This is a genomic window from Providencia sp. PROV080, assembly GCF_033688105.1.
In the GTDB taxonomy this organism is placed as follows: domain Bacteria; phylum Pseudomonadota; class Gammaproteobacteria; order Enterobacterales; family Enterobacteriaceae; genus Providencia; species Providencia zhejiangensis.
The window spans coordinates 119,912-145,359 of sequence record NZ_CP096346.1; the positions used below are offsets into that span (position 1 = coordinate 119,912).

General features: G+C 41.1%; 20 protein-coding genes, 1 tRNA gene and 2 pseudogenes. 4 read left to right on the forward strand and 19 right to left on the reverse strand.

The genetic code is table 11. From position 1 onward, the window contains the following. Positions 1–18: 18 nt before the first annotated feature. The 4 genes from M1F03_RS00505 to M1F03_RS00520 all read right to left on the reverse strand — a co-directional run bounded on the left by M1F03_RS00505 (position 19) and on the right by M1F03_RS00520 (position 3,979). The gene (locus tag M1F03_RS00505) at positions 19–780 is read right to left on the reverse strand and encodes an SDR family NAD(P)-dependent oxidoreductase (protein WP_163860480.1); all 762 of its coding nucleotides are present in this window, start codon (positions 778–780) and stop codon (positions 19–21) included. An 18-nt stretch (positions 781–798) separates the two neighbouring features. After that, positions 799–2,340: an FGGY-family carbohydrate kinase gene (locus M1F03_RS00510; protein ID WP_251464838.1), complete on the reverse strand. Its 1,542-nt coding sequence runs from the start codon at positions 2,338–2,340 to the stop codon at positions 799–801. A gap of 275 nt (positions 2,341–2,615) precedes the next feature. Beyond that, positions 2,616–3,173 carry a glycerol-3-phosphate responsive antiterminator gene (locus M1F03_RS00515; RefSeq protein ID WP_004916012.1) on the reverse strand — a complete coding sequence of 186 codons (558 nt, stop codon included), beginning with the start codon at positions 3,171–3,173 and terminating at the stop codon, positions 2,616–2,618. 11 nt (positions 3,174–3,184) lie between these two features. Next, positions 3,185–3,979, reverse strand: coding sequence for a class I fructose-bisphosphate aldolase (locus M1F03_RS00520; protein WP_004916010.1), 795 nt, complete (start codon positions 3,977–3,979; stop codon positions 3,185–3,187). Positions 3,980–4,323: 344 nt separating this feature from the next. Between M1F03_RS00520 and M1F03_RS00525 the strand changes: the two are divergent. Next, positions 4,324–4,678 (forward strand): annotated as a pseudogene (locus M1F03_RS00525) (glutamate dehydrogenase); the annotation flags it as partial. A 59-nt stretch (positions 4,679–4,737) separates the two neighbouring features. Here M1F03_RS00525 and rsmJ read toward each other — a convergent pair. Together rsmJ and prlC are read right to left on the reverse strand one after the other, a co-directional pair. Further along, a complete protein-coding gene (rsmJ, locus tag M1F03_RS00530) occupies positions 4,738–5,502 on the reverse strand; it encodes a 16S rRNA (guanine(1516)-N(2))-methyltransferase RsmJ (RefSeq protein WP_251464839.1) in 765 nt (254 codons plus the stop codon). Beyond that, on the reverse strand, positions 5,495–7,537 hold the full coding sequence (prlC, locus tag M1F03_RS00535; protein ID WP_154624688.1) for an oligopeptidase A: 2,043 nt from the start codon (positions 7,535–7,537) through the stop codon (positions 5,495–5,497). The genes rsmJ and prlC overlap by 8 nt, the downstream gene beginning before the upstream one ends. Before the next feature lie 255 nt (positions 7,538–7,792). On the opposite strand from prlC, the gene M1F03_RS00540 reads away from it, so the two are divergent. Beyond that, a tRNA-Sec gene (locus tag M1F03_RS00540) sits at positions 7,793–7,887 on the forward strand. A gap of 144 nt (positions 7,888–8,031) precedes the next feature. Then, positions 8,032–8,979: an XRE family transcriptional regulator gene (locus tag M1F03_RS00545; RefSeq protein ID WP_251464840.1), complete on the forward strand. Its 948-nt coding sequence runs from the start codon at positions 8,032–8,034 to the stop codon at positions 8,977–8,979. Positions 8,980–9,077: 98 nt separating this feature from the next. Here M1F03_RS00545 and M1F03_RS00550 read toward each other — a convergent pair whose 3' ends face one another. The 9 genes from M1F03_RS00550 to M1F03_RS00590 form a co-directional block, all read right to left on the reverse strand. After that, positions 9,078–9,392 carry a hypothetical protein gene (locus M1F03_RS00550; RefSeq protein WP_249999585.1) on the reverse strand — a complete coding sequence of 105 codons (315 nt, stop codon included), beginning with the start codon at positions 9,390–9,392 and terminating at the stop codon, positions 9,078–9,080. A gap of 118 nt (positions 9,393–9,510) precedes the next feature. Next, positions 9,511–10,632: a hypothetical protein gene (locus M1F03_RS00555; RefSeq protein ID WP_251464841.1), complete on the reverse strand. Its 1,122-nt coding sequence runs from the start codon at positions 10,630–10,632 to the stop codon at positions 9,511–9,513. After that, complete coding sequence (locus tag M1F03_RS00560) at positions 10,629–10,892, reverse strand: PAAR domain-containing protein (protein ID WP_249999589.1); 264 nt, start codon at positions 10,890–10,892, stop codon at positions 10,629–10,631. The genes M1F03_RS00555 and M1F03_RS00560 overlap by 4 nt, the downstream gene beginning before the upstream one ends. Before the next feature lie 12 nt (positions 10,893–10,904). Next, positions 10,905–11,900, reverse strand: coding sequence for a DUF6396 domain-containing protein (locus M1F03_RS00565; RefSeq protein WP_318840048.1), 996 nt, complete (start codon positions 11,898–11,900; stop codon positions 10,905–10,907). Between the two features lie 2 nt (positions 11,901–11,902). Then, positions 11,903–12,841: a DUF6396 domain-containing protein gene (locus M1F03_RS00570; protein WP_251464843.1), complete on the reverse strand. Its 939-nt coding sequence runs from the start codon at positions 12,839–12,841 to the stop codon at positions 11,903–11,905. After that, positions 12,841–13,782 carry a DUF6396 domain-containing protein gene (locus M1F03_RS00575; protein ID WP_251464844.1) on the reverse strand — a complete coding sequence of 314 codons (942 nt, stop codon included), beginning with the start codon at positions 13,780–13,782 and terminating at the stop codon, positions 12,841–12,843. Before M1F03_RS00575 ends, M1F03_RS00570 begins: the two co-directional genes overlap by 1 nt. Then, positions 13,782–14,633: a DUF6396 domain-containing protein gene (locus M1F03_RS00580; protein WP_251464845.1), complete on the reverse strand. Its 852-nt coding sequence runs from the start codon at positions 14,631–14,633 to the stop codon at positions 13,782–13,784. The genes M1F03_RS00575 and M1F03_RS00580 overlap by 1 nt, the downstream gene beginning before the upstream one ends. Positions 14,634–14,713: 80 nt before the next feature. Continuing rightward, the gene (locus M1F03_RS00585; protein WP_251464846.1) at positions 14,714–16,576 is read right to left on the reverse strand and encodes a phospholipase D-like domain-containing protein; all 1,863 of its coding nucleotides are present in this window, start codon (positions 16,574–16,576) and stop codon (positions 14,714–14,716) included. Between the two features lie 16 nt (positions 16,577–16,592). Continuing rightward, the gene (locus M1F03_RS00590) at positions 16,593–19,313 is read right to left on the reverse strand and encodes a type VI secretion system Vgr family protein (RefSeq protein WP_251464847.1); all 2,721 of its coding nucleotides are present in this window, start codon (positions 19,311–19,313) and stop codon (positions 16,593–16,595) included. Between the two features lie 300 nt (positions 19,314–19,613). On the opposite strand from M1F03_RS00590, the pseudogene M1F03_RS00595 reads away from it, so the two are divergent. Next, positions 19,614–20,047, forward strand: a pseudogene (locus M1F03_RS00595) (tyrosine-type recombinase/integrase); the annotation flags it as partial. A gap of 197 nt (positions 20,048–20,244) precedes the next feature. On the opposite strand, the gene M1F03_RS00600 reads toward M1F03_RS00595, so the two are convergent. The 4 genes from M1F03_RS00600 to M1F03_RS00615 all read right to left on the reverse strand — a co-directional run bounded on the left by M1F03_RS00600 (position 20,245) and on the right by M1F03_RS00615 (position 24,922). After that, positions 20,245–21,615, reverse strand: coding sequence for an adenylosuccinate lyase family protein (locus M1F03_RS00600; protein ID WP_154623533.1), 1,371 nt, complete (start codon positions 21,613–21,615; stop codon positions 20,245–20,247). Positions 21,616–21,629: 14 nt separating this feature from the next. After that, on the reverse strand, positions 21,630–23,186 hold the full coding sequence (locus tag M1F03_RS00605) for a PTS transporter subunit EIIC (RefSeq protein ID WP_251464848.1): 1,557 nt from the start codon (positions 23,184–23,186) through the stop codon (positions 21,630–21,632). 472 nt (positions 23,187–23,658) lie between these two features. Continuing rightward, positions 23,659–24,399, reverse strand: coding sequence for a MurR/RpiR family transcriptional regulator (locus tag M1F03_RS00610; protein ID WP_154598569.1), 741 nt, complete (start codon positions 24,397–24,399; stop codon positions 23,659–23,661). Between the two features lie 43 nt (positions 24,400–24,442). Beyond that, positions 24,443–24,922, reverse strand: a complete 480-nt coding sequence (locus tag M1F03_RS00615; RefSeq protein ID WP_154622039.1) for a cold-shock protein — start codon at positions 24,920–24,922, stop codon at positions 24,443–24,445. Positions 24,923–25,448 lie beyond the last annotated feature (526 nt).

A 25,448-nucleotide genomic window follows, 5' to 3' on the forward strand; every position in this document is an offset into this window, starting at 1 on the left:
TTTTGTTGCCCTATGGGCTTAGCGCATTAACATCCCACCAGTCACATCAATGGTTGCTCCCGTCATATAACTGGCTTTTTCTGAAACCAAGAACACCCCAATATCCGCGATTTCAGCAGGGGAGGCGACACGCCCAACAGGAATTCGGTTCAGATAATATTGTGGGTCTTTCTCTAGGTTGCCGCGGATCATTTCAGTATCCATAATGCCAACTGCAATGTTGTTAACATTAATGCCTTGTTTGGCAACCTCACGCGCCAGTGATATTGAAAAGGCGACTAAGCCCGCTTTACTGGCGGCGTAGTGTGAGTGACCAGTCGTTGAACCATGAAACGCTGCTTGCGAGGTAATGTTGAGCACTGAGCCAGTGATTTGCTTATTTGAACATTGATTGATAAATAATTGGCTTAAATGGAAAACGGATTTTAGGTTGATGTTCATCACGTTATCCCACTCTTCCAGTGTAATATCTGCGACCATCCCTGTCGGCCAAATACCTGCATTATTAATCAGGATGTCGAATTGTTTGAAATGGGTGAGCCCCTGCTCAAATAATGCATCAATCTCTTGGCTGTCGCCTAAGTTGGTTCGGATAGCAACTACCTCAGTCCCATCTAAACCATTTAGCGCCTCAACTAGCGCTAATGCGGCTTCTGGATGGCTACGATAAGTAAAGCAGACGTTAACGCCTTCTTTTACCAGCGATTGCACCAGCTCACGTCCTAGTCCAGTCGCCCCACCAGTGACCAGCGCATTTTTACCGTGTAAATTGAGTTCCATGATCAACTAACTCCTTATTTAAGCATCAATGGTTTGCTGGGGGTTATGTGATTTCCATGTCGGTTGCATATCATCTAACATGCGTTTGTACATGGCGTATTTTTTGGCATAAACCGCTTGTTTATCCGTTTGTGGATGGATCACTTCAGACACTTTTACCATCGCATCACAAGCCGCAAAAACATCGGGGAAATAGCCTTCCATCACCGCTGCGGTCATGGCGGCACCAAGGGTACCGTGCTCTTTCACATCGACGATTTCTAATTGGCTCTGGAAGATATCGGCAAAAATTTGTAGCCAAACGGGTGAGTGAGTAATACCGCCCGCGATGCGGATCACATTGCTCAACTGTGGATTAATACGGCGCAGCCGCTCGACATGATAAAGGTGACTGAATGCAACTCCTTCATAGATAGCACGGAGGAAGTGAGCGCGTTGATGGAAACTGGTGACACCAACAAAACCGGCAGTGGCATCTGGAATGGTGTTGGAACCAAAAACAAACGGGAAGAACATCAATTGGCTTTCATCTGGCGTGGTGGAAGCCACTAATTGGTTACACAGTTCATACACTGAACTGCCTTTGGCTTCTTCAAGCTGCTTATCTGCCGCCATAAATTGGGTGATAAACCACTCTAAATTACTGGCAGATGTCGGGCTGGCTTCAGTAATTTGCCAACGATTTTCCATCGGGTAAATCGACGTCATAAACAAATCTTTATCAACCACCGGTTTGTCGGTGACGTATTCGTTGATGCTCCAGGTTCCTGCAACAATCGCCAATTTGTTGATTTGGTTGATACCTGAAGCCAATGACGAAGCGGAAATATCAAAGATGCCACCTGAAACTGGCGTGCCTGCTTTAAGGCCAGTCAGTGCAGCGATTTCTTCTGTGATACGGCCACAACAATCAGTTGATAGCTTGATTGGCGGTAGTTTATCTTTCCACGATAGCCCACCCCAAAAAGCGAGTAGTTCATTGTCGTAGCAACGATCGCGTACGTTAATCAAGTTAGTACCTGAGATGTCGGTCAGCTCTTGTGTGGCTTCACCCGTCAAATAAAAGCGGATCAGATCTTTCACCATAAAGATGTAACGCGCCTTTTCTAGTGTTTCAGGTTCATTATCTTGCAGCCAAGTGAGTAGGGCGACAGGTTGGCCTGCCCAAATCGATTGCATGGTTTTAGGTAGAATTTCACTTTCGAATTTAGGTGATTGATACCATTGTTCAACATATTTTTTTGCACGATTATCTGTTGAAATAATGCCATTACGAGTGGGTTTTCCCTGCTCATCAACTAAATAGAGACCATTGCCATGACCGGTTACTGAGATGCCAATAATATCGGCAGCATCAATAACTGATTTTTTAAGTACCTCTTTGATAACGAGTAAATTAGATTGCCATAACTCCTCAATATCCCTTTCAGTAAAAAAGGGTTTTGGGGTGATCATCCGAGTGGTATTGGACGCAATAGCCAGTACTTGGCCTTCGAGGTTATAGATAGCAGCCTTGGTCACAGTGCCGCCATTATCAATTCCTAAGATATATTTTTTCATGGAACTCCTCTAACCCTTCATATTTCGCACCACAGCGTCGCTGGCTGTATTTGGCTACCTGAGTCACATACTTATGTATGCTCCCTGGGATATCCTCATTTACCGCCTAGCTGTAGCACGAACTATTTTGGGTGGCTGTTACACCACAGATATTTCATACAACAGCTCTATTGTTTTATGTTGAATCGCTGTAGAGCGTATATTTTGGGTTTATCATTATTTTAATTATTTGAGTTGTAATGGTGTTGGCGTAGGGTTTACAACTCAAACTTTAATTACCACAATGTATGTTCACTGGTGGTAATGCCGTTAAAACCGGTATAAAAAATCTTTTCAACTAAGTATTTTCGTTTAACAAAGCCACCTGCAATAAATTGCGTATTGGCTTGGTTAAAACTGCGTTTTAATAAATCAAAACAGGTACAAGCATATTCAGCAGGTAATAACTCGATGGCATCGACATCCACGGAATAGTTTTTGACCATATTACTGGCCTGTTCTAGTGAGCGTGAATCAACGAGTAATACGCGAAAGATGGTGTCTAACCCTTCTTTTTTTGCGTAACGTAGGGCGGTAAAATTTGATGAAATAACACCATCCACCTTATAAAAATTCTTTAATACGGTGACGCCAGCTTGGTCAGGTTTAAATCCACCTAATAACTCCAAATGGACTAACACCTTTTTTCCCGCTTTATGGCATTTCCCAATCATCGACTGTAAATTGCCGATATCGGCGTCCGGCAATAAGATATATTCAGAGTGGCTAGCAAGTGCGCGCTCGAAATATTTATAGTTGCGAACCGATGGGATGATGGTGTTATTTAAATTCATGCTAATAATTCCTAATTTTTATTTTGATAGAGCGCAAATGCCTCTTCAGGTGATGCACCGAGATGGATGATAGCGTTAAGGCCAGCCACCATCGCGACAGGGTTAGGGTCTTGAGTGATGTTACGGCCGACAGCAACGCCTTTGGCTCCCATCTTCATACAGTGTTCAACAAATTTGAAATAACTCAGTGTATCGGTTTTTGGTCCACCGAGTGCTAAAACCGGTACCATTGATGCTTCGACAATCAAATAGTCGTCTGGTGTGCCAGAAAAACGTGTTTTGATGATATCTGCCCCTAACTCAACCGCAATACGCGCAGAGTCAGCAATCACTTTGGCTTCATTGGATTCAGGGCTCGTGACTGCATAGCCGTATGGCAGTGATTCAACGATAAATGGCATATTCCATTGCTCAGCTTGTTTGACCAGTCTTGCCGTCATAGCGTGAGTTTTCTCTTCATTAAATGCGCCCGGGAAGGTCATGCATACCATGCCATCAGCACCCATTTTCAGTGCTTCTTCGGCACCAAAAACTTGTTGGGTATCAGGCACGCTGTTGTCATACACATTTACCGTAGAATCAACACGTAGCACGATTGAAACATCATTAAAGGCATCTGCATAGTTTCTTGCCATACCATAAGTGATTAAGGCGCAATCTAAACCGTTAGCAGCCAGTTCAGGCATTTTCTTGATAGTGTTATCGATGCCAGCAGTTTTGGTGGAGAAAAAATAACCGTCGAGTGCCAGTGTGACGGACTTACCATCTTTTGCAAAAATTTTGGATAAACGGCGTTGTTTAGACATAATATTTCCTTTATAAAAAATAAAAAAAGCCCTCAGAGACCGTTTTGATCTCTGAGGGCTTTCAGTTCACTGACCCTGTGGTTTTCTGTTTTTCTTTTCGGCTTAGAAAAATAGAAAACCTAATCGGTATTTGATGACTTCTTTTTCATACTGATAGGTAATTTTCTTATTAGATGATTTTAATCGGAAAATTAATCTGTCAGTCAGTTTATTAAAGTTAGCTGGGTGTAAATTAACTAAGTTTAATAAACTGGGTATGGTTATTATCTCTACCATACCCAAGTTTGCGTTGTCTAATGGATGTTGCAAAATTGTGATAAGTGTCGCGTTAAACTTTTTGACATATCATCAAAAATGGTGTGAAAGCCGTTGCTAAAGGGGCAAATATGCCAACAACCATCCCAGCTACAGAGCTTTTCCTGGAAGCGGGTGTATTGTTTGCGCTAGGTAAAGCGGCGAACACCGGTGGTGTTGCAACGTCAGGTTTAGAAATGGCGCAAAATGCGGCTCGTATGGGTTGGAAAGCTGAGAAAGTTGATGCGCGTTTGCATCATATTATGTTAGATATCCATAACCACTGCGTCGAGTTCGGTGGTGAAGCCAAACAAACTAATTATATGCAAGGCGCAAGTGCAAGGCGCAAACATTGCGGGCTTTGTTAAAGTCGCAGATGCAATGCTCGCACAGGGTATTTTGTAATTATTTAGTTTAAACATACTCGAAAGGGCGGAGATAACAGTAATATACGCCCTTCGTCGTTATGTTTTAATACAGGGATAAATATCGAATCGATGATTTTTGGTTATGACCGCGGAAGGGGCTTTTTGACCAGCAAGAGGCTCAGCATAATCAGGTCGCTTCACCACGACACGACGTTTAGCTAAGGCTAAAGCGGGAGCAAGTAAAGCGTCAGCATCCTCATCAGCACCGACTAATGATTGAAAAACCCGCATTTCCTTTTTGACTAATGCACTCTTTTGCCGATGAGGGTACATCGGATCGAGATAAACCACATCGGGGGATGTTGTGATATCTGTTAGTGCAGTAATACTCGAGGCATGGATCAGTGACATGCGTTGTTGTAGCCATTCTCCAATCTCACTGTCTTGATAGCCACGTTGCAGTCCATCGTCCAAAAGCGCAGCAACCACAGGATGGCGTTCAAACATTTTTACATGGCAGCCTAGTGCAGCGAGCACAAAAGCATCTCGGCCAAGCCCAGCCGTTGCATCAATGACATTGGGCAAATAGTCTTTTTTGATGCCAACCGCTTTTGCTACCGCTTCACCACGCCCTCCACCAAACTTACGTCGATGGGCCATGGCACCAGAAACAAAATCGACAAAAATTCCACCCAGTTTGGGTTCATCTAATTTGCGTAGTTGCAAATTTTCAGGCGTGAGAACGAGCGCCATAACGGCATCAGCGCAATGAGCAAGTTGCCATTTATCCGCAAGTTGAGAAAGGGTGCCTTGGTCGGCGCCCTCTTCACAGATCAACTGGATCTTGATGTGATCAGCCATCGATACCATAGCTCTTCAACATCGCATCTAATTCAGGTTTACGACCGCGGAAACGCTCAAACAGTACCATTGGCTCCTCTGAGCCACCACGGCTCAGAATATTATCGAGGAATGATTGCCCTGTTTCTCGGTTAAAAATACCTTCTTCTGCGAAGCGTGAATAAGCATCGGCTGCTAATACATCGGCCCATAGGTAGCTGTAATAACCCGCCGCATAACCTCCAGCAAAAATATGGCTAAAGGCATGTGGGAAACGGCTCCACTCAGGTGATGGTACAACCGCAACTTTTTCTTTGACCGCGTAAAGGGTTGGCATGACTTGCGCGCCTTTCGCAGGGTCATATTCAGCGTGTAAACGGAAATCAAACAAGCCAAATTCTAACTGGCGTAGTACAAACATTGCCGATTGATAGTTTTTGGCAGCTAACATGCTGTCGAGCATTTCACGTGGTAATGGTTCACCTGTTTCATAATGCCCAGAAATAAACTCTAGCGCTTCAGGTTCCCAGCACCAGTTTTCCATAAACTGACTAGGCAGTTCCACTGCATCCCATGGCACACCGTTAATACCCGCAACGTCAGCCACATCGATTTTTGTCATCATATGATGCAAACCATGACCAAATTCATGGAATAGGGTGATCACTTCATCATGGGTAAACAGAGCAGGTTTATCGCCAAGTGGTTTATTAAAGTTACAAGTTAAATAAGCAACAGGATTTTGCAATGAGCCATCTTTGTGAACCATTCTTCCTGCACAATCATCCATCCATGCCCCGCCACGTTTGTGTTCACGTGCATAGAGGTCTAGGTAGAAGCTACCGCGCAGGGTATGGGTATCATCATACAGTTCGAAGAAACGCACATCGGGATGCCATGTTTCAACGTCTTTGCGCTCTTTGGCGGTTAACCCATAAATACGATGAACGACTTCAAATAAGCCTTCAATCACACGTTGTTCAGGGAAATAGGGGCGCAGTTGCTCATCACTGAGAGAGAATTTGTATTGTTTCTGTTTTTCACTGTAATAAGCGAGATCCCAAGATTCCAGCTTCTCAACACCATAATGTTCTTTAGCGAATGCCGTTAATTCTGCTAATTCATTTTTACCTTGTTGATGTGCTCGATCAGCCAAATTCGTTAAGAAATCCAATACTTGTTCTGGCGATTCAGCCATTTTCGTTGCGAGTGATTTTTCAGCAAAGTTTTTAAAACCAAGTAATTGCGCAAGTTCATGACGTAGTGCCATCAACTCATCGATAAGTTCACTGTTATCCCATTTTCCCGCATTTGGGCCTTGATCTGATGCGCGAGTGCTGTAGGCATAACTCATTTCACGGCGTAATTCCGCGTTATCAGCATAAGTCATCACTGGCAAATAACTTGGCATATCTAGGGTGAGTAAATAGCCTTCTTCGCCCTTGGACTCCGCCATCGCTTTTGCTGCGGCAATAGCGCTTTCCGGCATACCAGCCAGTTCGTTTTGATCTTTAATTAATTTTGTCCAACCCATTGTCGCATCAAGGACATTGTTGCTGAATTTAGAGGCAATTTCTGACAAACGTGCCACGATTTCGCCATAGCGTTGTTGTTTCTCAGGCGGCAGACCAATACCCGATAACTCAAAATCGCGTAGGGTATTTTCAATTGATTTTTTCTGGGGTTGGCTGAGTGAAGCGAAATGAGCACTGTCTTTCAGTGATTTATATGCCTGATATAGCGGCTCATGTTGGCCCATCCAAGTACTAAACTCAGAGAGCAGCGGTAGACATTTTTCATAAGCTTCACGTAGCTCTGGGCTATTTTTAACAGAATGAAGGTGCCCAACGGGTGACCACACACGGGAAAGTTTATCGCTTGCTTCTTCAAGAGGCTGACATAGGTTATCCCAAGTGTATTGATTGTTAGCTGACAGGATATTTTCGACAGTTTGACGATATTCAGTCAGAACTTGTTGAACCGCAGGAAACACATGCTCAGGTTCAATTTTAGCAAAATGAGGTAGTACAGAATCGGTTAATAATGGGTTTGTCATATAAACATCCTGTGATAGCAGGCTTGCGCTCGTAGGCCAAGGCTTACTGTAGTGACAATAAGTTAAACGGCTGACCCTCAGCTTAACGAAAGCAGCACGCCACTGTGAATATGTAAAATTATATGGGGGCGGAAATGAAAACCTCAATACACGATAGCGTTTTTTGTGCTTAATATTTATCAATAAATGTGACTATTTTATTCACTAAGCTTTGGAAAACAGACTATTCGGGCTATAATCGAGCTTCTACAGAAAGGAAGATCGTCGTCTCCGGTGAGGCGGCTGGATTTCAAATCCAGTTGGGGCTGCCAGCAGTCCCGGGCAGGTTCGACTCCTGTGATCTTCCGCCAAATCTACAATAATTCAGATTTCCTCTAATAGTGCTATTTAATTCATCATCTTAAATCTGTTTAACTAACTTCACTGTGGTTGCTTGCACCTGCAATTAGAATTTAGTAAATTAAATTTAAAATTTACTAAATAATGGGTGTTTTATGTTCAGCGACGATTTAATTGCATTAGCTTTAAAACTACTTTCATGTACCCAAAAGGACTTGGCAAACAATTTAAATGTATCATCAACACAAATCAGTAAATGGAAGAAAGGTGAGTATATGTCTCAGGACATGGAGGGACTTATTAGACAAAAATTAGGAATTGGAGATCTAAATCCTTCATTTATTTTATTAGTTGGCAGCGTAGATAATGCAAAAAAATGGCAAAAACTTATTTCATTTATGGCTGATTTAGCTCAGGAAAATGTAGAAACTGGATATGTAACAGCACCACTATTTGAGGAAACTGAGCTTTTAGCTTATGAGGTTATGCAGCTCTTTGTTAGCATGGGAGCTAAAATACCAGATCAATTTCCTAAAGAGCTAGACATAGATTTTGATGATGCCGAAAAATATGAAGAAATTGATGACTTGCTTGATGATAATCAATATACGATTATAATCAAAAAAATATTTAATGCATGGAATGATGTATATGGATTTTATGTGGCTTATATTTATGATTTAATGATGAATGATTCATTAGAGCTTTATAATACCGATGCAGTTAACATAGAATCTGAATTATTGTCTCTAGCTGCCACTAAGGTGGATATCGATATCTCTTTTGCACCAAAACTTCGTGAATTTATTTTTCAAACGAACAATGATTATACAAATTGGATCAATATCGTTAAAAATAAGGCATTTCAAGCAGGTATACCTTTGAGAGCTGAACTACTAAATTTAGTGAATAAAGATCATAATGAGTTAGGTTGTGAGGCAGAGGCTGAAAGCCTTGGTTTTAATAACAATCGTATTCATCCTGATATTTATATGAATGAAATACTGATAGGAATACGTTTGATCCATCAAGTTTTACCCAAAATAATGGAAAAATTAGAAATTGATGATTTCGTCGTTGATAATTCAGATTTGAGACTTTGATTTACTGGCATCGCGATGATTTAATCATTATTTGTATCTCCTATTCATGCCGTTAATGAATGGGAGTGAAAATTAATTTATCGTTCTAGCTGACTTATTTATTTTTTATGCGTATGCTTGTTTTTTGTAAATTGGAATTTAAGAAATGTGAATAATAAAACTCCATTTTTTATTCTACTTAGATATATTTTTATTTTTGAAATAATATTTTTTATGTTTCCTTCGGAAGGAAAGAAAGCTGTAATTAATGCAAGCAGGAAGAATATCAAGCTTGTGATTTCTAATGATGATATATTTTCCATACAACTTTTCCCACATCCAGAGCCACTCGCAGAAATTCCTGGTGCAATAAGTGCTATAAAACCATTAAATATACCTATAACAATAAAGATTAAAACCAGTAATATTTTCATTACACCTCTCATTTTTAGTGAAAATAACCTAGAATAATAGTTTTTAAAATTAATGGATTATAATCACTAAATTACCTGTTAATCTTGTTTAATCTAATAGTATGCTGATAATTAATCTTTAAACTTGAATTTGCTGTAATAACAGTTGCGACTCATTTTGGTGAGTAATAAGGTTATAATGTGGGTATTCACACACTAACGACAGCACCACGACATGACGTGCTACACTGCCTTTGCCTAAAAGTGTATCAATGTCATAAAGGTGTTCTGATAAACGAGACACATTTTGTAGCGCATAATTTTTGATACATTTTCCTTTATCATTATCCTTCACGCTACTATGCCAAATTTTATCTAATTGTTCCCCTGAATATTGGAATTCACATTGCACTTTTAATGCTTCAGAAAAAGAGTCTATATCCGTCGAAATTGGGCGTAGGAATTTTGCTTGAATAGGCGCGCGTAACCGTTCATAGATACCTTGAGGGGCAAGTAATAAACTAGCAGCTTCCTCACTCGCCGTTGCGTCTAGCTGAAAAGCTAAAATAGCGTACAACTTGGGTTCAAAGGGATTTTCGTATAGTGCCAATAGCCATTCACTAAGTGACTTGTGTGGCAACACTTCAACAGACTCAAGCGTCAATGATAAGCGTTCGGCTTCCTGTTTAATAAGTTCCTGCCAATTAGCCTCATTATCTTCAGCTTGCCAATATAGGGTAATTGGCTGAGTGAGAGAATGCTGATGGTAATACTCGGCAATTGGTGCAAGCAATTTTTGTATCACCGTTTCTTGTTTTTCCCATGAAGCAAGCGATTTCAAGGCATTTAGTGTCAGTATATTGTCTTTATTGGTTGGCAATGAAGATAAAGAAACACTTTCTTTATCTTCATCAACGTGAGTTAATCGTGTATGCGTGAGTATCCCAAGGTGCTTGCCCGCCCAATAGCGCCATTCTTGGTGAGCATCCTCTAACATATTGGTAAACTGCTGATGGCGATAAGATGCCAGTGAATAAATAAAGAATCGGATAAAGCCCACCAGAAACGCAGGACAAATAACGAACACAATCATCAGCATTGTATTGCTGGTCGTTGGCGATAACATTTCATTTGTGGATAAATAAAGACTCAGACCAAATCCGATTGCACCGATAAGCACCATAATGAATACCCAAAGCGCCAACCGAGGGGCTTTGGGAGCTGGTGGATTTTTTAAGGAAGGTATTTTCCAGCTCATCATGACTGTTCACCCGACGATGATAAGCTTGCGATAAGGGTACAACCACATTCGGTTTGAAAGCCATTCAGTGCCGCCTGACGACCTAATATCATAATACGCGTTGAGCCGGGTAAAATCGCATTAACGCCGTGACCTTTTTTGGGGCAATTGACTTTGTCCCCTACTAAAGCAATGGCTTTGCCATACATGACAGAGCCTGATGCTGAAATCACTTCACCACCATGAGTTGTTTTGTCTCCTAAACGAACAAGCGCGCGCATATTAAACTCCTTTTATTGATGATTATTCTGTTGTTTTTTATACTCAAACGTGCCATCCCACTCAGGGAGTTCAGCAGGGGGGAGGGGTACGATTTTATCGATATCGGGGAACTTGGCGGTTTCGTCAGAAGCATCCATTTCTTTGACTATTGATTCATAACGGGCGGAGCGATCGAGATCTGGTTTAATAGGAATATAATACATCGAGTTTTCCTTTACGTTAGGCTTAAAACCTTCAGCTAATGCCGAAGCTGATGCTCGATAACCATTTCTTACAGCTAACTGATGATATTTCATTCCATTGTCGAACTCCTTATCTACATCTAAATAATATGTTGCTAAATAATATGCAGCCTTTCCATGTTGTTGCTGTACGGCACAATCTAGCATTTTTTTGCCAATTTCAGGGAAAAAAGCTGGATTGTCTTGCATATTGTCTAGCCTTTTTGAAAGGAAGATATCACCAATGACAAATTGAGCCTCAGGGCTACCTAAATCTGCGGCTTGACGAAAATAAGCTAACGCTTTAGTACGATCAGCGACGACTCCATAGCCTGTATCGAGGTAGTGTCCCATTTGGTAATAACCATAGCTGATGTCTAATTTTGCCATTTTTTGAATAATGTCCCACACCTCTTGTGCAGGACCTTTGCCTTCAACTGGGGGGACTTTGCCATAACTAATTAAATTACTTAAGTTAAGCATCGCTTTAGGATGGTTACGCTCAGCAGCTTTACGGTAAAGCTCACCAATTTGTGCATAATCACGTTGATATTTATTGACTTTTTCAAGTTCACGGGCTTGTTTAAACCAAACATCGGCTTCAGCGTCAACGGGAGGCAATGTGTCTTTTTCATACACGCAGGTGAAGGCTAAATCGGGTTCTGTTTTTTGAGTCACAGTGACGTCCTTTTTATCAATGGGTTTACAACCCATCAATAGCAAACCTAATACGACGACAGCATATTGACTGGCTAGATGGTTAGAGGATAAAAAGGAACAAGTCATGATTATTGTCCTTCAACCTGTTTTTTATATTCAAACGTACCGTCCCATTCCGGTAATTCAGCAGGTGGTAATGGGACAATCTTATTAATATCAGGGAATTTAGCGTAGGGGTTTTTATCTAATTCATCATAGATTTTCTGGTAGCGCTTAACGCGTTCTGGGTCGATTTTTTGCCCTAAATAATCTAATTGATTATTTGGGTCATTTGTATTGAAAATCTTAGCTAATTTGTAAGCACTTTTCTCATATCCATATTTGGTTGATAATTGAAAATAATATAAAGATTTATTATTGTCTTCATTTTTATAATCTAATGCGAGTTCATAGGCAGCTTTGGCATATCCTTGCTCAGCAGCGCACGCTAACATAGAACGTCCAAGATCCAATCTAAATGATGGGGTATTTCGATATAAAAATTTATCACCTATCACATACTGTCCATCAGGATTTCCCATCACGGCAGCTTTAAGCATGTACTGGAAGGCGGCTTCTGAGTCCTGTTCAACGCCATACCCTTGCTGTAAGTAAGTTCCCATAATGAAATAACCAAAGGGAATGCCCATTTTGATTAAACGTTCAACAAGCTCAATCACTTCCTGCTGTCTAAATTGCCCTTGCGCTGGAGCTACATCCCCCGCTGCTATCAGCGCTTGCAGATTTCCTATAGCTTTAACGTGGCTTTTCATGGCTGCTTGACGATACAGAGAACCTATTTTCACATAATCTTTTTTACCTTTCTGCTTTTCTAAACTCCGAGCTTCCTTAAACCACATGTCAGCTTCGGGATCGAAAGGGGGAAAACGATCTTTTTCTTGCGTACAGGTAAATTGAAAGTTTTTTAAATTGTCATTTATTTTGGTGTTAGTCGCACAGCCGGATAGCCATGCGACCATCAATATTCCACCCAATATTTGCCTATATTTCATGATATGGCTTTGCATTATTGTGGCTCTTTTTGATATTCAAACGTGCCATCCCATTCAGGGAGTTCAGCTGGTGGTAGTGGGACAATCTTATTGATATCAGGGAATTTAGCGTAGGGGTTTTTATCTAATTCATCATGGATTTTCTGGTAGCGCTTAACGCGCTCAGGATCGATTTTTTGCCCTAAATAATCTAATTTATTATTTGGGTCATTAGTATTAAAAGCATCGGCTAATGTATAAGCACCTCGTTCATCTCCATATTGAGTTGCTTGTTGAAAATATATAAGCGCTTTTGAATAGTTATTGTCTGCCACCCAATAATTCATACCTAGACGGTAGGCAGCATTAGCATATCCTTGCTCAGCAGAGCATGCCAACATAGAACGCCCTAAATCCAGTCGATAAGATTGTGGTTTAGTGGCATCCATAAAACGTTGTCCTATCACATATTGACCATCAGGATTACCCATCACTGCCGCTTTAAGCATGTACTGGAAGGCGGCTTCGGAGTTCTGCTCAACGCCATACCCTTGCTGTAAATAGGTGCCCATAATAAAGTAACCAAACGGGATGTCCATTTTGATTAAACGTTCAACAAGCTCAATCACTTCCTGCTGTCTAAATTGACCTTGTGATGGGGCTACATTACCCGCCGCTATCAGCGCTTGTAGATTCCCCATGGCTTTAACGTGATTTTTCATGGCAGCTTGACGATATAGCGTCCCAATACGGGCATAATCTTTTTTACCTTTCTGCTTTTCTAAATTTCGAGCTTCCTTAAACCACGCATCGGCTTCGGGCTCGAAAGGGGGAAAACGATCTTTTTCTTGCACACAGGTAAATTGAAAGTTTTTTAAATTGTCATTTATTTTGGTGTTAGTCGCACAGCCGGATAGCCATGCGACCATCAATATTCCACCCAATATTTGCCTATATTTCATGATATGGCTTTGCATTATTGTGGCTCTTTTTGATATTCAAACGTGCCATCCCATTCAGGGAGTTCAGCAGGTGGCAACGGGACAATCTTATTGATATCAGGGAATTTAGCGTAGGGATTATTACTCAATTCTTGTTCAATCAGTTTATAACGTCTAACGCGTTCAGGATCGATTTGTTGACCTGTATAATCGATTTCATTATTTGGGTCATTTGTACTAAAAATACTGGCTAATTTATAAGCCCCTATTTCATGGCTATATTCTGCAGATTTTTGGAAAAAATAAAGTGCTCGAGAGTAATTACCTTTGTTTTTATAGCTTACTCCTAGGGTATAAGCAGCTTTTGTATATCCCTGTTCCGCAGAGCACGACAGCATTGCTTGACCTAAATCTAGTCGATAAGATTGTGGCTTAGTGGCATCCATGAATCGTTCTCCAATGACATATTGTGCATCAGGGTTTCCCATCACAGCTGCTTTAAGCATGTATTGGAATGCGGCTTCAGTATCTTGTTCAACGCCATAGCCTCGCTGTAAATAGGTGCCCATGATGAAGTAGCCAAATGGAATATCCATTTTGATTAACCGTTCAACAAGGTCAATGACCTCTTGTTGCCTGAATTGACCTTGTGCTGGGGCTACATAACCCGCAGCTATTAGCGCTTGTAGATTCCCCATGGCTTTAATATGGTTTTTCATGGCTGCTTGACGATACAGGGAACCAATGCGAGCATAATCTTTTTTACCTTTCTGCTTTTCTAAACTCCGTGCTTCCTTAAACCACATATCAGCTTCAGGATCGAAAGGGGGAAAACGATCTTTTTCTTGCGTACAGATAAATTGAAAGTTTTTTAAATTATCATTCATTTTAGGTTTCGCTCCACAGCCGAAAAGAAAAAAAACAGTAACGCAAATGGTTAAAATACGGGTCGAATTCAATGATTGCCTTAATCTAATGCTGACCATGATGTGTTCTCATCTAAAAATTCAATTAAGGAAGAAATTGGTTTTAAGTTATTAAGTTTTTTATCTTTATTTTCACTGATAATACTATTCCAATATCTATATGTTTGCTCTGGATCATCCGTTGCCTTTCCTGTATGCAGTTGCCACAAGTGTCGGCGCATTGGGGGAATTAGCCCTATTGGATCACTGTCTTGCAGTACGATATTGAGCTCGCTGTCAAAGCGCATACTGCGCAAGTTGATATTGCTGGAGCCAAGGGTTAAAAAAACATCATCCACCATCATCACCTTACTGTGAACATACACCGGTTGCCATAATGACGGCTTTAATGGATCTGGCTTCGGTGAGACTAAGCTACACACATGTACTTTTAAGCCTTCAATGTGTTTGGCGTTTACCGGCGCTGTTTTTTCTAATTCTGGATGGGCTTTACGGTGGTAATTAGGCACCACATCAGGACGACCTAGGGCTTCTAACATGCGGTAGGTCATATAGCTTCCTGATTGCAAAGCCTTTTCTTCGGTCGAGTTGGTGATCACAAACAGATATAGAGGTTTGTCATACCCCCGAGCTTGGCGTTCCTCAATGGCTTTTTTGATTTTTGCCACAAACGGAGGGTAACGAAAATATTGGTTTTCCATGTAGATATATTTACGCGCTAAACACAGGGCATTGTTATACAAAGTTTCCACTTCAAAACAGTTGTTTTGAGGCTGGGTGCGGCAAATTTGAGCCATGGTCGGTTTTAAGGGAAAATTCGGGTCTAAATCTAATCGCTGGTTAAGCGCGTTCATTTTTTCTCGGCTGAAACAATGCTGTGCCGCACTCATGGTGCTGTACTGATTGAGTTCTGGCTCGGGCCCAATATTTTTTTCCCATGCTTCTACAAAGTTATGATAAAGATGGGAAACGACCCCACCACAGACACAGGATGAATTATCTTGCCACGGGGTTTCCCCATCCCGTCCTTCGGACGCTCTAACCTGAATACCTTGATGGTCATCTTTATCCCAATATGCCGAAAGCATATTGTGTCCCATCACAAACCCCACGGCATTTTCAGGCTCTTGATAATCAATCACCACCACTTTTTGGTGATGGGTGGGGTATCTTGAGAGTAGGAGTTTTTGAAGTGACGAAGGGTCAGGATAATGCTCTTTTAATTTATCGTTAGCTTGTTGTATCGCATCATCATTTTCTTGCTTACTCAGTGCTGCGATTAAATCATCAAGCTCTTTGTTATTATTTTCATTCTTCATCTGGTCAAAGCGCTGATTGGCTTCTTTTCGGTCTTTACCCCATGACATTTCACGGTGTTCAACAATCAGATTACCTTTGCCGATAAGCTTTTTCTTGACGTTATAATGCCACTCTTTATCGTATTCATAATCTGCATCGGTCAGCACACTGGTTTTAACGCCGTCCGCACCATAGCCTGGGACATAATCCCCAAAAATATCTTTTTCCGTTCTCTGAGTTTTAAAGGCGCCGTAGCCAGGAAAATTCGGGTCAGTGAGTTGCCCGAGTTGGGTAAACCACACCAGAACACGCACTTTGACGTTACGAACCTCCGCCGCTTCTTTGAGTAAATCCCCTAAGCGCTTGGGGGTTCCCCCGCGGGTAATGTACATGGAGGATTGAAATCCCCATGTAATGATATTGATGCTGTGCTTGGCTTGCTCGATGGCAGAGGCTAAGGCTTTAAACGCACGTTCACCGTTGATGAGTGGCGCAAATCCAGTTTGTTGCGGTGAGTATTCGCCACTGGCAAACCATTGGGGCGTTAAGACAACACAGGTTCCCACACGCGGGACAATATTGATGGTTTGAGTGGTCTTCTTCATGTTCACAATACGTTCCTTATTTTGTGGTGTCATCGGGATTGAGTAGCGGATTTAAAAGCCGATGGAAGACACTTTTATGCGGTAATCCAGCTTCGCTTTTATCCATCATGTTCAGTGGTGGTTCAATCACTCTAAACCCTTGTTGGGCCACATCCTCTTCATCAGGCTCATCCTTTTCTGGCTGTAGGTGAATATCAAAATTTTCACCATCCATCAGTTCAACACGGTATTTTGCTATCGAAACATCATGCTCAATCTGAATATTGCCATGTTCATCCGTGACGCCTTGCGTCAATAGTGCGCCATTGGCATAGAGTGTATAGGGCTCAAACGCACGGCTCATCATCGCACTCTGCGGTGATGCACTCAGTTGAAAGCGCAAGGTTTGTTTTGGCATTGATTGTGGAAATTGTGGATGGGTGACATCCATAGACGCAGGGCCTTCAACCACCCAGTTGGTCGCTTTCACCGTTTGATTACTGGGGCTGCCGTACTCAATTTGCCCGCCTTTTAAACGAATATACGCGCCACCGCAGGTCAGCAATAGCTCGTCTTTAGCCGCGACGACCGTTTTGCCGCCGGTACTGGTGACCGTCATGTCCTTGAGTGAGGTCAAATGCATTTCATCGCTTTGCGCTTGGATTTCTACCCTGCCTTTCGCGGTAAAGGCTTTGATTCCTAGGGTGTGAGCAAACAAGCTGATGGCTTTGCCTGCTGCTAAGGTGATTTTTTTACCGACTGAGATATCGGCCTGTTTATGGGCGGTCAAGGTGATATTTTCACCGCTGCTCGCCTGTACGGTCTTGGGGGAGGTTAATGCGATACCCGCGGGCGCACTGAGTAATAGCGCCGCTTGTTGCAGTTCTTGAATCGATTGGGTGAGTAAGGTTTGCTGGGCGTTTAAATCGGCCAGCTCTGCTTTTGCGACTTCGGCTGCTTCCCGTAGGGAGCTCACTAGGTTCAACGCATCATCCAGTTGTTGCTTGGCTTCGCGCATATCCAGTTGTTCTGAAGAGGCTTTAGTGCGTAAATCGGTGCTGATAAACAGCCCTTTCCCCGCACGTATCGCCCCCCAGCTGTCGGTTCGCAGCTCAAAGCCATCACCGCGCTTTTCACGCCCTTGATTAACCAGATGCCCTAAATTGAGTTGCGATTTACCGCCGTATTCCGTGCTGAGCTTGATGTGCTCTTCCCCGCGCTTATCTTCCATGCGAAGCTTATTATTCGCCGGAGTACGAATGACGTTGCGGGTATTGTTTTTGTCAGTGATGTGGTCGGGGCGGTGGGAATCATGCAACGCATGGGCGATATACGGTCTATCCGGGTCGCCCTCATGGAACGCGACTGCAACTTCAGTCCCTTGAATTAATGGGAAGTGCATCCCGTAGGTATCGCCCGCATAGGGTTTTGCTAGCCGCACGGGCATGCTTTCATATCCCGTGGGTTTTTCATCACGGTCGGCATCGAATTTGACCCAATAAAACCCGTGCTCATTTTGATGAGCGTAAATATCATGAGATTTGGCACTGGTAATGCGCGCCATCAAAGTCCCTGCAATTACAGGGCGCGGCTTCAAGGTCGGTCGCCAACACAATGCTTCGGTGTACGGCGCGGCATCAAACTGAATCACTAACGCGCTGCTGCGACTGCCTGAAAAGCGTAATCGCGTGATTAAAATTTCGGATTGAAAATCCGTGGGTAAGGTTGACGGCAACTGGCTATCGATGACTTTAAAAATCATCAACGGCGTTAAGCGTGGTGAATTGCTTTTGCCTCGCAGCAGTGTTTGACGTGCGAGAAAGCGTTCATGGTCTAGCCGTGACCAAAAATGGGCGGTTTCGGTCTCGGGTTGGTATTTCTCACCGCGCTCAAGGTGGCGGGGTTTATAGTGATACACATCCCCGTAGTTGATGTCATCCCCTTCACCTCGCGTCATGTCCGTTTCAATGGATTGCAAGGTTTGCATCGCTTGGCGGTGATTATAATCTTTGGTGGTCACACTGCGTTCCACCACTTGGTGGCATAGTGATAACTCCCACACACTTTCCACGCCATTGTCATTCATCCCTGATGGGCTATTGAGGGGCAGCTTGAGGTCATACACATAGGCACGCTGGCTATCCCCAAAATGAATAACTTCGGTTTTGGTATCCGGCTGCAAACTGAAGGAGTAGAAAATCCCCACTTCACTGAGTAAACGTTCAATAAACTGCCAATCACTCTCATTGATTTGGTTAATTTGCTCTCGCTTGGGGTATTGGCGTTGCAAATGAAACTCAAACTCCCAGCCTTTCATGTCATGCTCACGTAAAATGAGGTCAATGACATCCGGCACCGATTTATTGAGGAAAAAGCGGTGAGAGCGCATTTGATGGCGTAGTAGCGATACGAATGGCTCAATCACAATTTGGTATTGTGCTTCATCCGCTGAACCGGAAAGCCGTTTAAAATGGGTGACCACTCCATGAATATGCTTTTGTGGTTCATCCAGTGTATTTAAAGCCGTCAATGGGATGGTGGGAGATGAAAAAGTAAAATGGGCTGTACGACGAAGAAATTGTTGCGCTTGCAGGTTTTTCTCGGTGGAAGTAAAGGTAATTTGATAACGGTAAGTTTCACTAATCGCTTCTCGACCGATGAAGTGCTCAACATCCAGCGTAAATTGGCAATCTTGTATTTTTAAGTGATAACGATTATGAGATTGAAACGTGCGTTTAACTGTATCCATCAGGCTCATTGAATGTCCTTTTGAGGCTTTTCATGGCCTACGCTGGATAACCAAACTTCAAGCGCTGCCAAATCAAATGTGATATATTTAACTTAAGCTAACATTAAGGGTAGGCAAATAACAAACTAAATATAAAATAATTTGATGAATTCGACATAAAAAAGATTAATCTGAAATGACTGATGTTTTTCATGAATAAACTTTATTATGAGCGACTCATTTTCAAATACAGTATTTGATAGACTCGGACTTCACTTTCATTTGGTGTAACCAGAAAAATGAGAGTGAAGCGAGTTAGCCAGTTCTGATAATGTGATCACCAAAACTGCGACTAAAATTATTTTGCTAACGGCTGTTCGACCGCAAGAACTCCGCTTTGCCCATTGGCAGGATATTGATTTAGAAAAAGAGATTTGGGAGATACCTGCTGAAGTCATGAAAATGAAGCGAGCGCATGTTGTACCGTTATCAAAACAGCCGAACGAGCTATGTAATTCACTTAAGCCGTTATCAGAACATTATGAACTCGTATTTATAGGTCGTAACGACCATAGAAAGCCGATCAACAAAGAAAGCGTGAATCAGGTTATTGAGTTGCTGGGATATAAAGAAAGGCTAACAGGGTACGGCTTCCCGACACAATGAGTACGATTCTGCATGAAAAGGGATTTCATTCAGCATGGATTGAAACCTAGCTTGCACATATCGATAAGAATGCGATCCGTGGTACGTATAATCACGCTTAGTATATGAAAAGGTGCAGGGAAATGATGTAGTGGTATGCCGACTACATGGGGGGAGTTGGAGGGGAGTTTGATAATGTGGCCAGTGTGAGTTTTAAGTCATGATTGGTCGTCTTTACTTATGGATATAAAGACGACCATATTTATTAGAGATTGCAAATAATATTTAATATATTATTTATTCTTAACATTATGGTTTATTTATAATGTTGTTGAATCTTTTGCACAGTCGCAAACCCACGTTTTGCTTCTTTCTCGGCAATTTCAACAGACAAACCAATGTAAGCTCGAGGGTCTAACATTTCTTTGATTTCATCATTGCTAAATGTGGCTGAAATGATCTCATTCTTAGTTAAGTTCGTATAAAAATCCTCACCATCAGCAGCGGTTTTAATCGCTTCGTCATAGAGTAGTGAGTGAGCTTTATCTTTACCCAATTTTTCAGCCATTTTCATCATAACGTATTCAGTATTATCTAATCCTTTATTTCTGAGGGCGTTATGTAGCATTCTTTCTTCATGAGGCACAATAGTTCTAGACAGCTCTTCGGTTCTCAACAAGATCTCCGTAGTGAGCTCTAATGCTTCTTCAATTAGGCCATCAAACAGCATGTATGAACTGCTATCCCCTTCATATGGTCTTACCGCAGAGTACATACCCACACTTGGCAAGGAATACAATTTCTGTGAGTTAGCAATGATCCCTTTGGCTAATTTAGGGTTAATTTTATGTGGCATGGTACTGCTACCCACGGTGCCTTTAGTAAACCCTTCAGAAACCTCAGCGATTTCTTCCAATGTTGTGCTATAAACTTCTTCACCAATTTTATGACAGATGTTAGCCATCAACGCTAAGTTAGCCATATATTCTAATTTATGGGTACTAAGGTTTCTTGATGGTACTTCCATCGCTTCCATGCCCACTAACTCGGCAACCCTTTTTTGTACCTTTAAGCCGACACCCGGCATTGAGTTAAATGCCCCAACAGCACCACCCATCATGATAGTAAATACACGCTTTTCACATTCTTGCATGCGTTGATAACAATCAATGAAATCACTGATCCAGACAGAAACCTTATATCCATAGGTAATCGGGATCGCATGGCGGCCATGGGTTCTTCCTGGCATTACCATCGATTTGGTTTTCAATGCTAAATTAGATAAGTTTTCAATGATCTCGCCTAACAGCAACATAAACTTATGATGTACCGTCTTCATCATATACAGCTGTGAACTCTGCTGTATATTCTGCGTGGTAATTCCATAATGGATATATTTACCGCTCTCTTCGGAACAAGCATTTACCAGTACTTTTAAAAAAGGTACAAAGCCATGACCGATTTTTTGATAAATACGGTTCATTTCTTCGAAATCAATATTTTCGATAACGGCTTTTTCTTTAATTTCATCCGCTGCTGATTGAGGAATAAAACCAAGTTCGGCCTGAGCCTGAGCTAGCATTGATTCAAACATTAACCAAGTTGAATATTTGGCTTCATTCGATAACAGGTCTTTTATTCCACGGTCATCAATCGTTTTACTTTTAGAATCGTATAACGCTCTCATTTTGTATCCCTTCTTTATTTCTTCATTGCTTCATCAACAGCATTACGAACAAACTCAACTTTTGGACCATAGACAACATGGACATGGTTTGCCGATGGGAAGAAGAATGCAGTACAACCAGATTCCAACATTAACTCTTTATCAATTTGATTCACTTCTGCGACGTCAATACGCATACGGGTAATACAGTTATCAACATGACGAATATTTTGTTTACCGCCTAAAGCGTTAATCAGTTTTTCTGCAATCTCGCCATAGCGTTTTTCTTTAATTAAGGTATTTTTCAAATTACTTGATTCTTCTCTGCCTGGTGTTTTGATATCAAATTTGATGATCGCCCAGTAGAAGATAAAGTAAGTTACAACAGCTAAACAGCTTCCAATAATAACTAAGAAGATCCAGTTCGTGTGTTCATACAGCAAGCCAAAGATAGTAAAGTCAAACACCGTTCCTCGGATATAGCCGATTGCAACACCTGCTAAAGAGAGTAAAACTGCACCAATACCAACAATGATTGCATAAACTAAATATAAAAGAGGTGCGATAAAGACGAAGGTAAATTCTAATGGTTCGGTCACGTTACCTAACATGGCTGTTAAGACCATGGTCACCAGCATTGATTTAACTTCAGCACGGTTCTCTTTTTTGGATGTCTTATAGATGGCTAAGGCAATAGCAGGGAATAAGAACAAGGTCACTAACATCTGCTGTTGAGCCATAAAACGAGTCAGGCTTGGCATCATCGCCCAGTATTCACTGTTTGGTCCTTGTTTGAATAACACTTCCGTCATGGCAGGAACAACACCGACAAACGTCTGTCCATCAATAACGTAAGAACCACCTGCTTCTGTAAATCTAAATAAAACGTTCCAAACATGGTGTAAGCCAAATGGAATAAAGAGTCGTTCACCACCCGCAGTAAAGAATGGTCCGACAGGGCTGAGGATCACGGCGGATAATTTCATCAAGCCAAGAACCAAAATTTCCCAAATAAAAGGTAAGACAGCACCCACTGCGATCATTAAACCAATCATAATAATCGAGACAGATTTTTTACCTGAGAAGAAGGCAAATGCAGTCGGTAACTCAAGGTTATAGAATTTATCGGTCGCCCAAGCAGCAATTAATCCAGTGATTATCCCGCCTGCGGCGCTAATATTCATGGTTTGTATGCCTAACACCTTAATTTGTCCAACCTGAGTCATAATGGCAGGGTCAGCAAGCTTACCTGTCAGTACTAGCCAGACATTAATGGTTATGATTAATGTTAGGTAGCCAACGACAGAGGCAAAAACAGCAATGCCTTTATCTTTTAAGCTCATGCCATAAGCCACCCCCATTGCGAAAAGGAGCGGGATGTTGTCAAAAATAACACCTGCAATTGAACGAATACTGACTAATAACGCATTAACGGTCTCATTCCCCAGAAAAGGAAACCGAGCTATCATGTAGGTCTGAACTAAAGCACCGCTGATACCCAAAATCATACCAATGGGCGCCAAAACACCGATTGGAAGAAGTAAGGTTCTCCCAAAACGTTGAATTGATTCACCAAACTTTCTTTTGGCCATATTTTTTTCCTTATGACTTCGAATATGAAATATATTCTAAATAATTCGAGATGCAGTTAAGCGACAAGCAAAAAAATCGCTATGTGCTTAGAAAACGCTGCAACTAGAAGTATGACGAGTATAAAAGGGATACTAGCATCGGAGATCGAGTAAAATAAATGATGTTGCGGTTTTAAATATTATCTTAGGTCATTAATTATGACCTGGGTCATTTTATTTTTTACAATATGAAAAAAATTTACTTTAAATAGTCTAGGGATAATATTGTTGCTCAGATTAAATAATGGTTAAAATTATTTAAGTTAAGTAGATATAATAAAAAATACATAGGCAACTTCTGTAGATGAAAAAATTTTCGTTTAACTTTATTGATACTTTAGCAATTCGAGATGTCGATAAGTAACAAATCAACGTAGTCACTATATTTTAACGAAAAGCAGGATATTTTGAAATATGACAAGTGCAGCTTATTTTAAAGCAAATACTCTAATTCATTGATCAATAAGTCAACTAAAATAAAAAAGCCGGTTCTGGATTTAGTATCATCGATCTTCGTGTCATAACTATCTGAAAAACAAAATAGAGTATTATCTGCATAGCTAGTAAGCTCATTGGTATGAAATGCAGTCATACTAATGATATTTGCCTCTTTTAACTGCACAATCTTCGCGGTTTCAATGATTTTTTTTGTTCCCCCAGACAGAGAGATAAAAATCACTGTATCGTCCTTGGTCACTAAGCGTGTGAATGAATCAGAAAGGTTGTAATCATTAATAAAAAAGCAATGAAGTCCCAGTGCAAACAACATATGTTCAAGATAAAAACCTACCGCTTTACTTGTTCCCCTAGCAACAATAAAAATGTTCCTAGAATGACGCAACGTTTTGGCACAATTAGCAATTTGCTCCTCATTGATCAATGTAAAACTTTTATTAATGTTTCTTTCTAGTTGTTTTTTGTAAGATGACGGGGTTATTTTTTCTGTTTTATTCTTGCTGAGAATATAATTATTAATTTGAAATTTAAGCTCTTTAAAACCACTAAACCCTAATTTTTGCGATAAGTTAATGATCACCGTTTTTGAGACAAAGGTTTTAGCCACTAATTCATTAATATTTAAATAAGGGATATCAGTAATATTATCGGTAAGATATTTTAAGACTTTTTTTTCGCTAATTGTTAAGTTATCGTAATTTTTTAAAAATTCCAACATACCTTACCGCCCTATTCAGTATAAAAACAGCATCAAAAACCGGTTACTTAATCAATTTTACCGTTTCATCAATATCTATTTCATCTTCTGAGAAGATCAGCGTTGTGCCATGTAACGTGGTGATCGCCAATTTTTTTAATGAGCGCATATCACCCGCTTTAATCTCTGATTTTGGCCTAATACTATTCATTAAAGCACCTACAGATAATACGGTATTTTCTTTATTAATTCCTGTGTCAGCAGGGACTTCTTCACTGTAAACCTTATAAGACTTAATAGATGTCAGCTTAATACGTTCACCAGCAATATAAATATACTTGCTTTCAGGTATCACTTTAACAGCGTAAGCCGATAACCCTTTATTATTTGTTGTTGGCTCAAAGGTGACCGCTGCATTTTTCTTAATCAAATCAGGATTGGCGACCTTAATCACATGAAAATAGCGGTTATCGCCGTTTTCATCTTTGATAAACCCAAAACCTTTATCTTCAAACCACGTTGTGATTTTTCCATTCATCGCCATTACCGCCTATTTAATGATGTCATTACAGCTTGCAGTATAAAGCACAATGAGAGTGCAAACTATGCCTTTAATTTAGCTTGTTACCTAAAAATTAGTTATTTTAAGCTAAATAATTCGAGGTGCAGCTGAGTCACAAATCCATGTATTACCATCGTTTAACAAAACACAGCAACGTGAAGTAAGACGAGCATATCCATCCTCATACTTCGATTAGGCCGTGAAATCTTCACAATTATCGATACCCTTATTGCCCTACAATACCATACTGAAATAGAGCCTCTCTACCAAGACGATCAACAAATTCGGTGTTACTCAGAACCTTGGCTGACGTTAGTTAGAAGAAGCGAAAGGGGCAGGGTGAATATTACGGCACTGCAAGATTGACTGAAAAGAGGCTAATGAAAAAGTAGCTGTTTTGTTATTTGATTTAATATCAGCTTAATCATGAAAGTCCACGTTGTGCCAAATGTGGAGATTGTCTCTCTATATGGTTCTATTCAATGTTATTGTGCTTTATATAACTCAC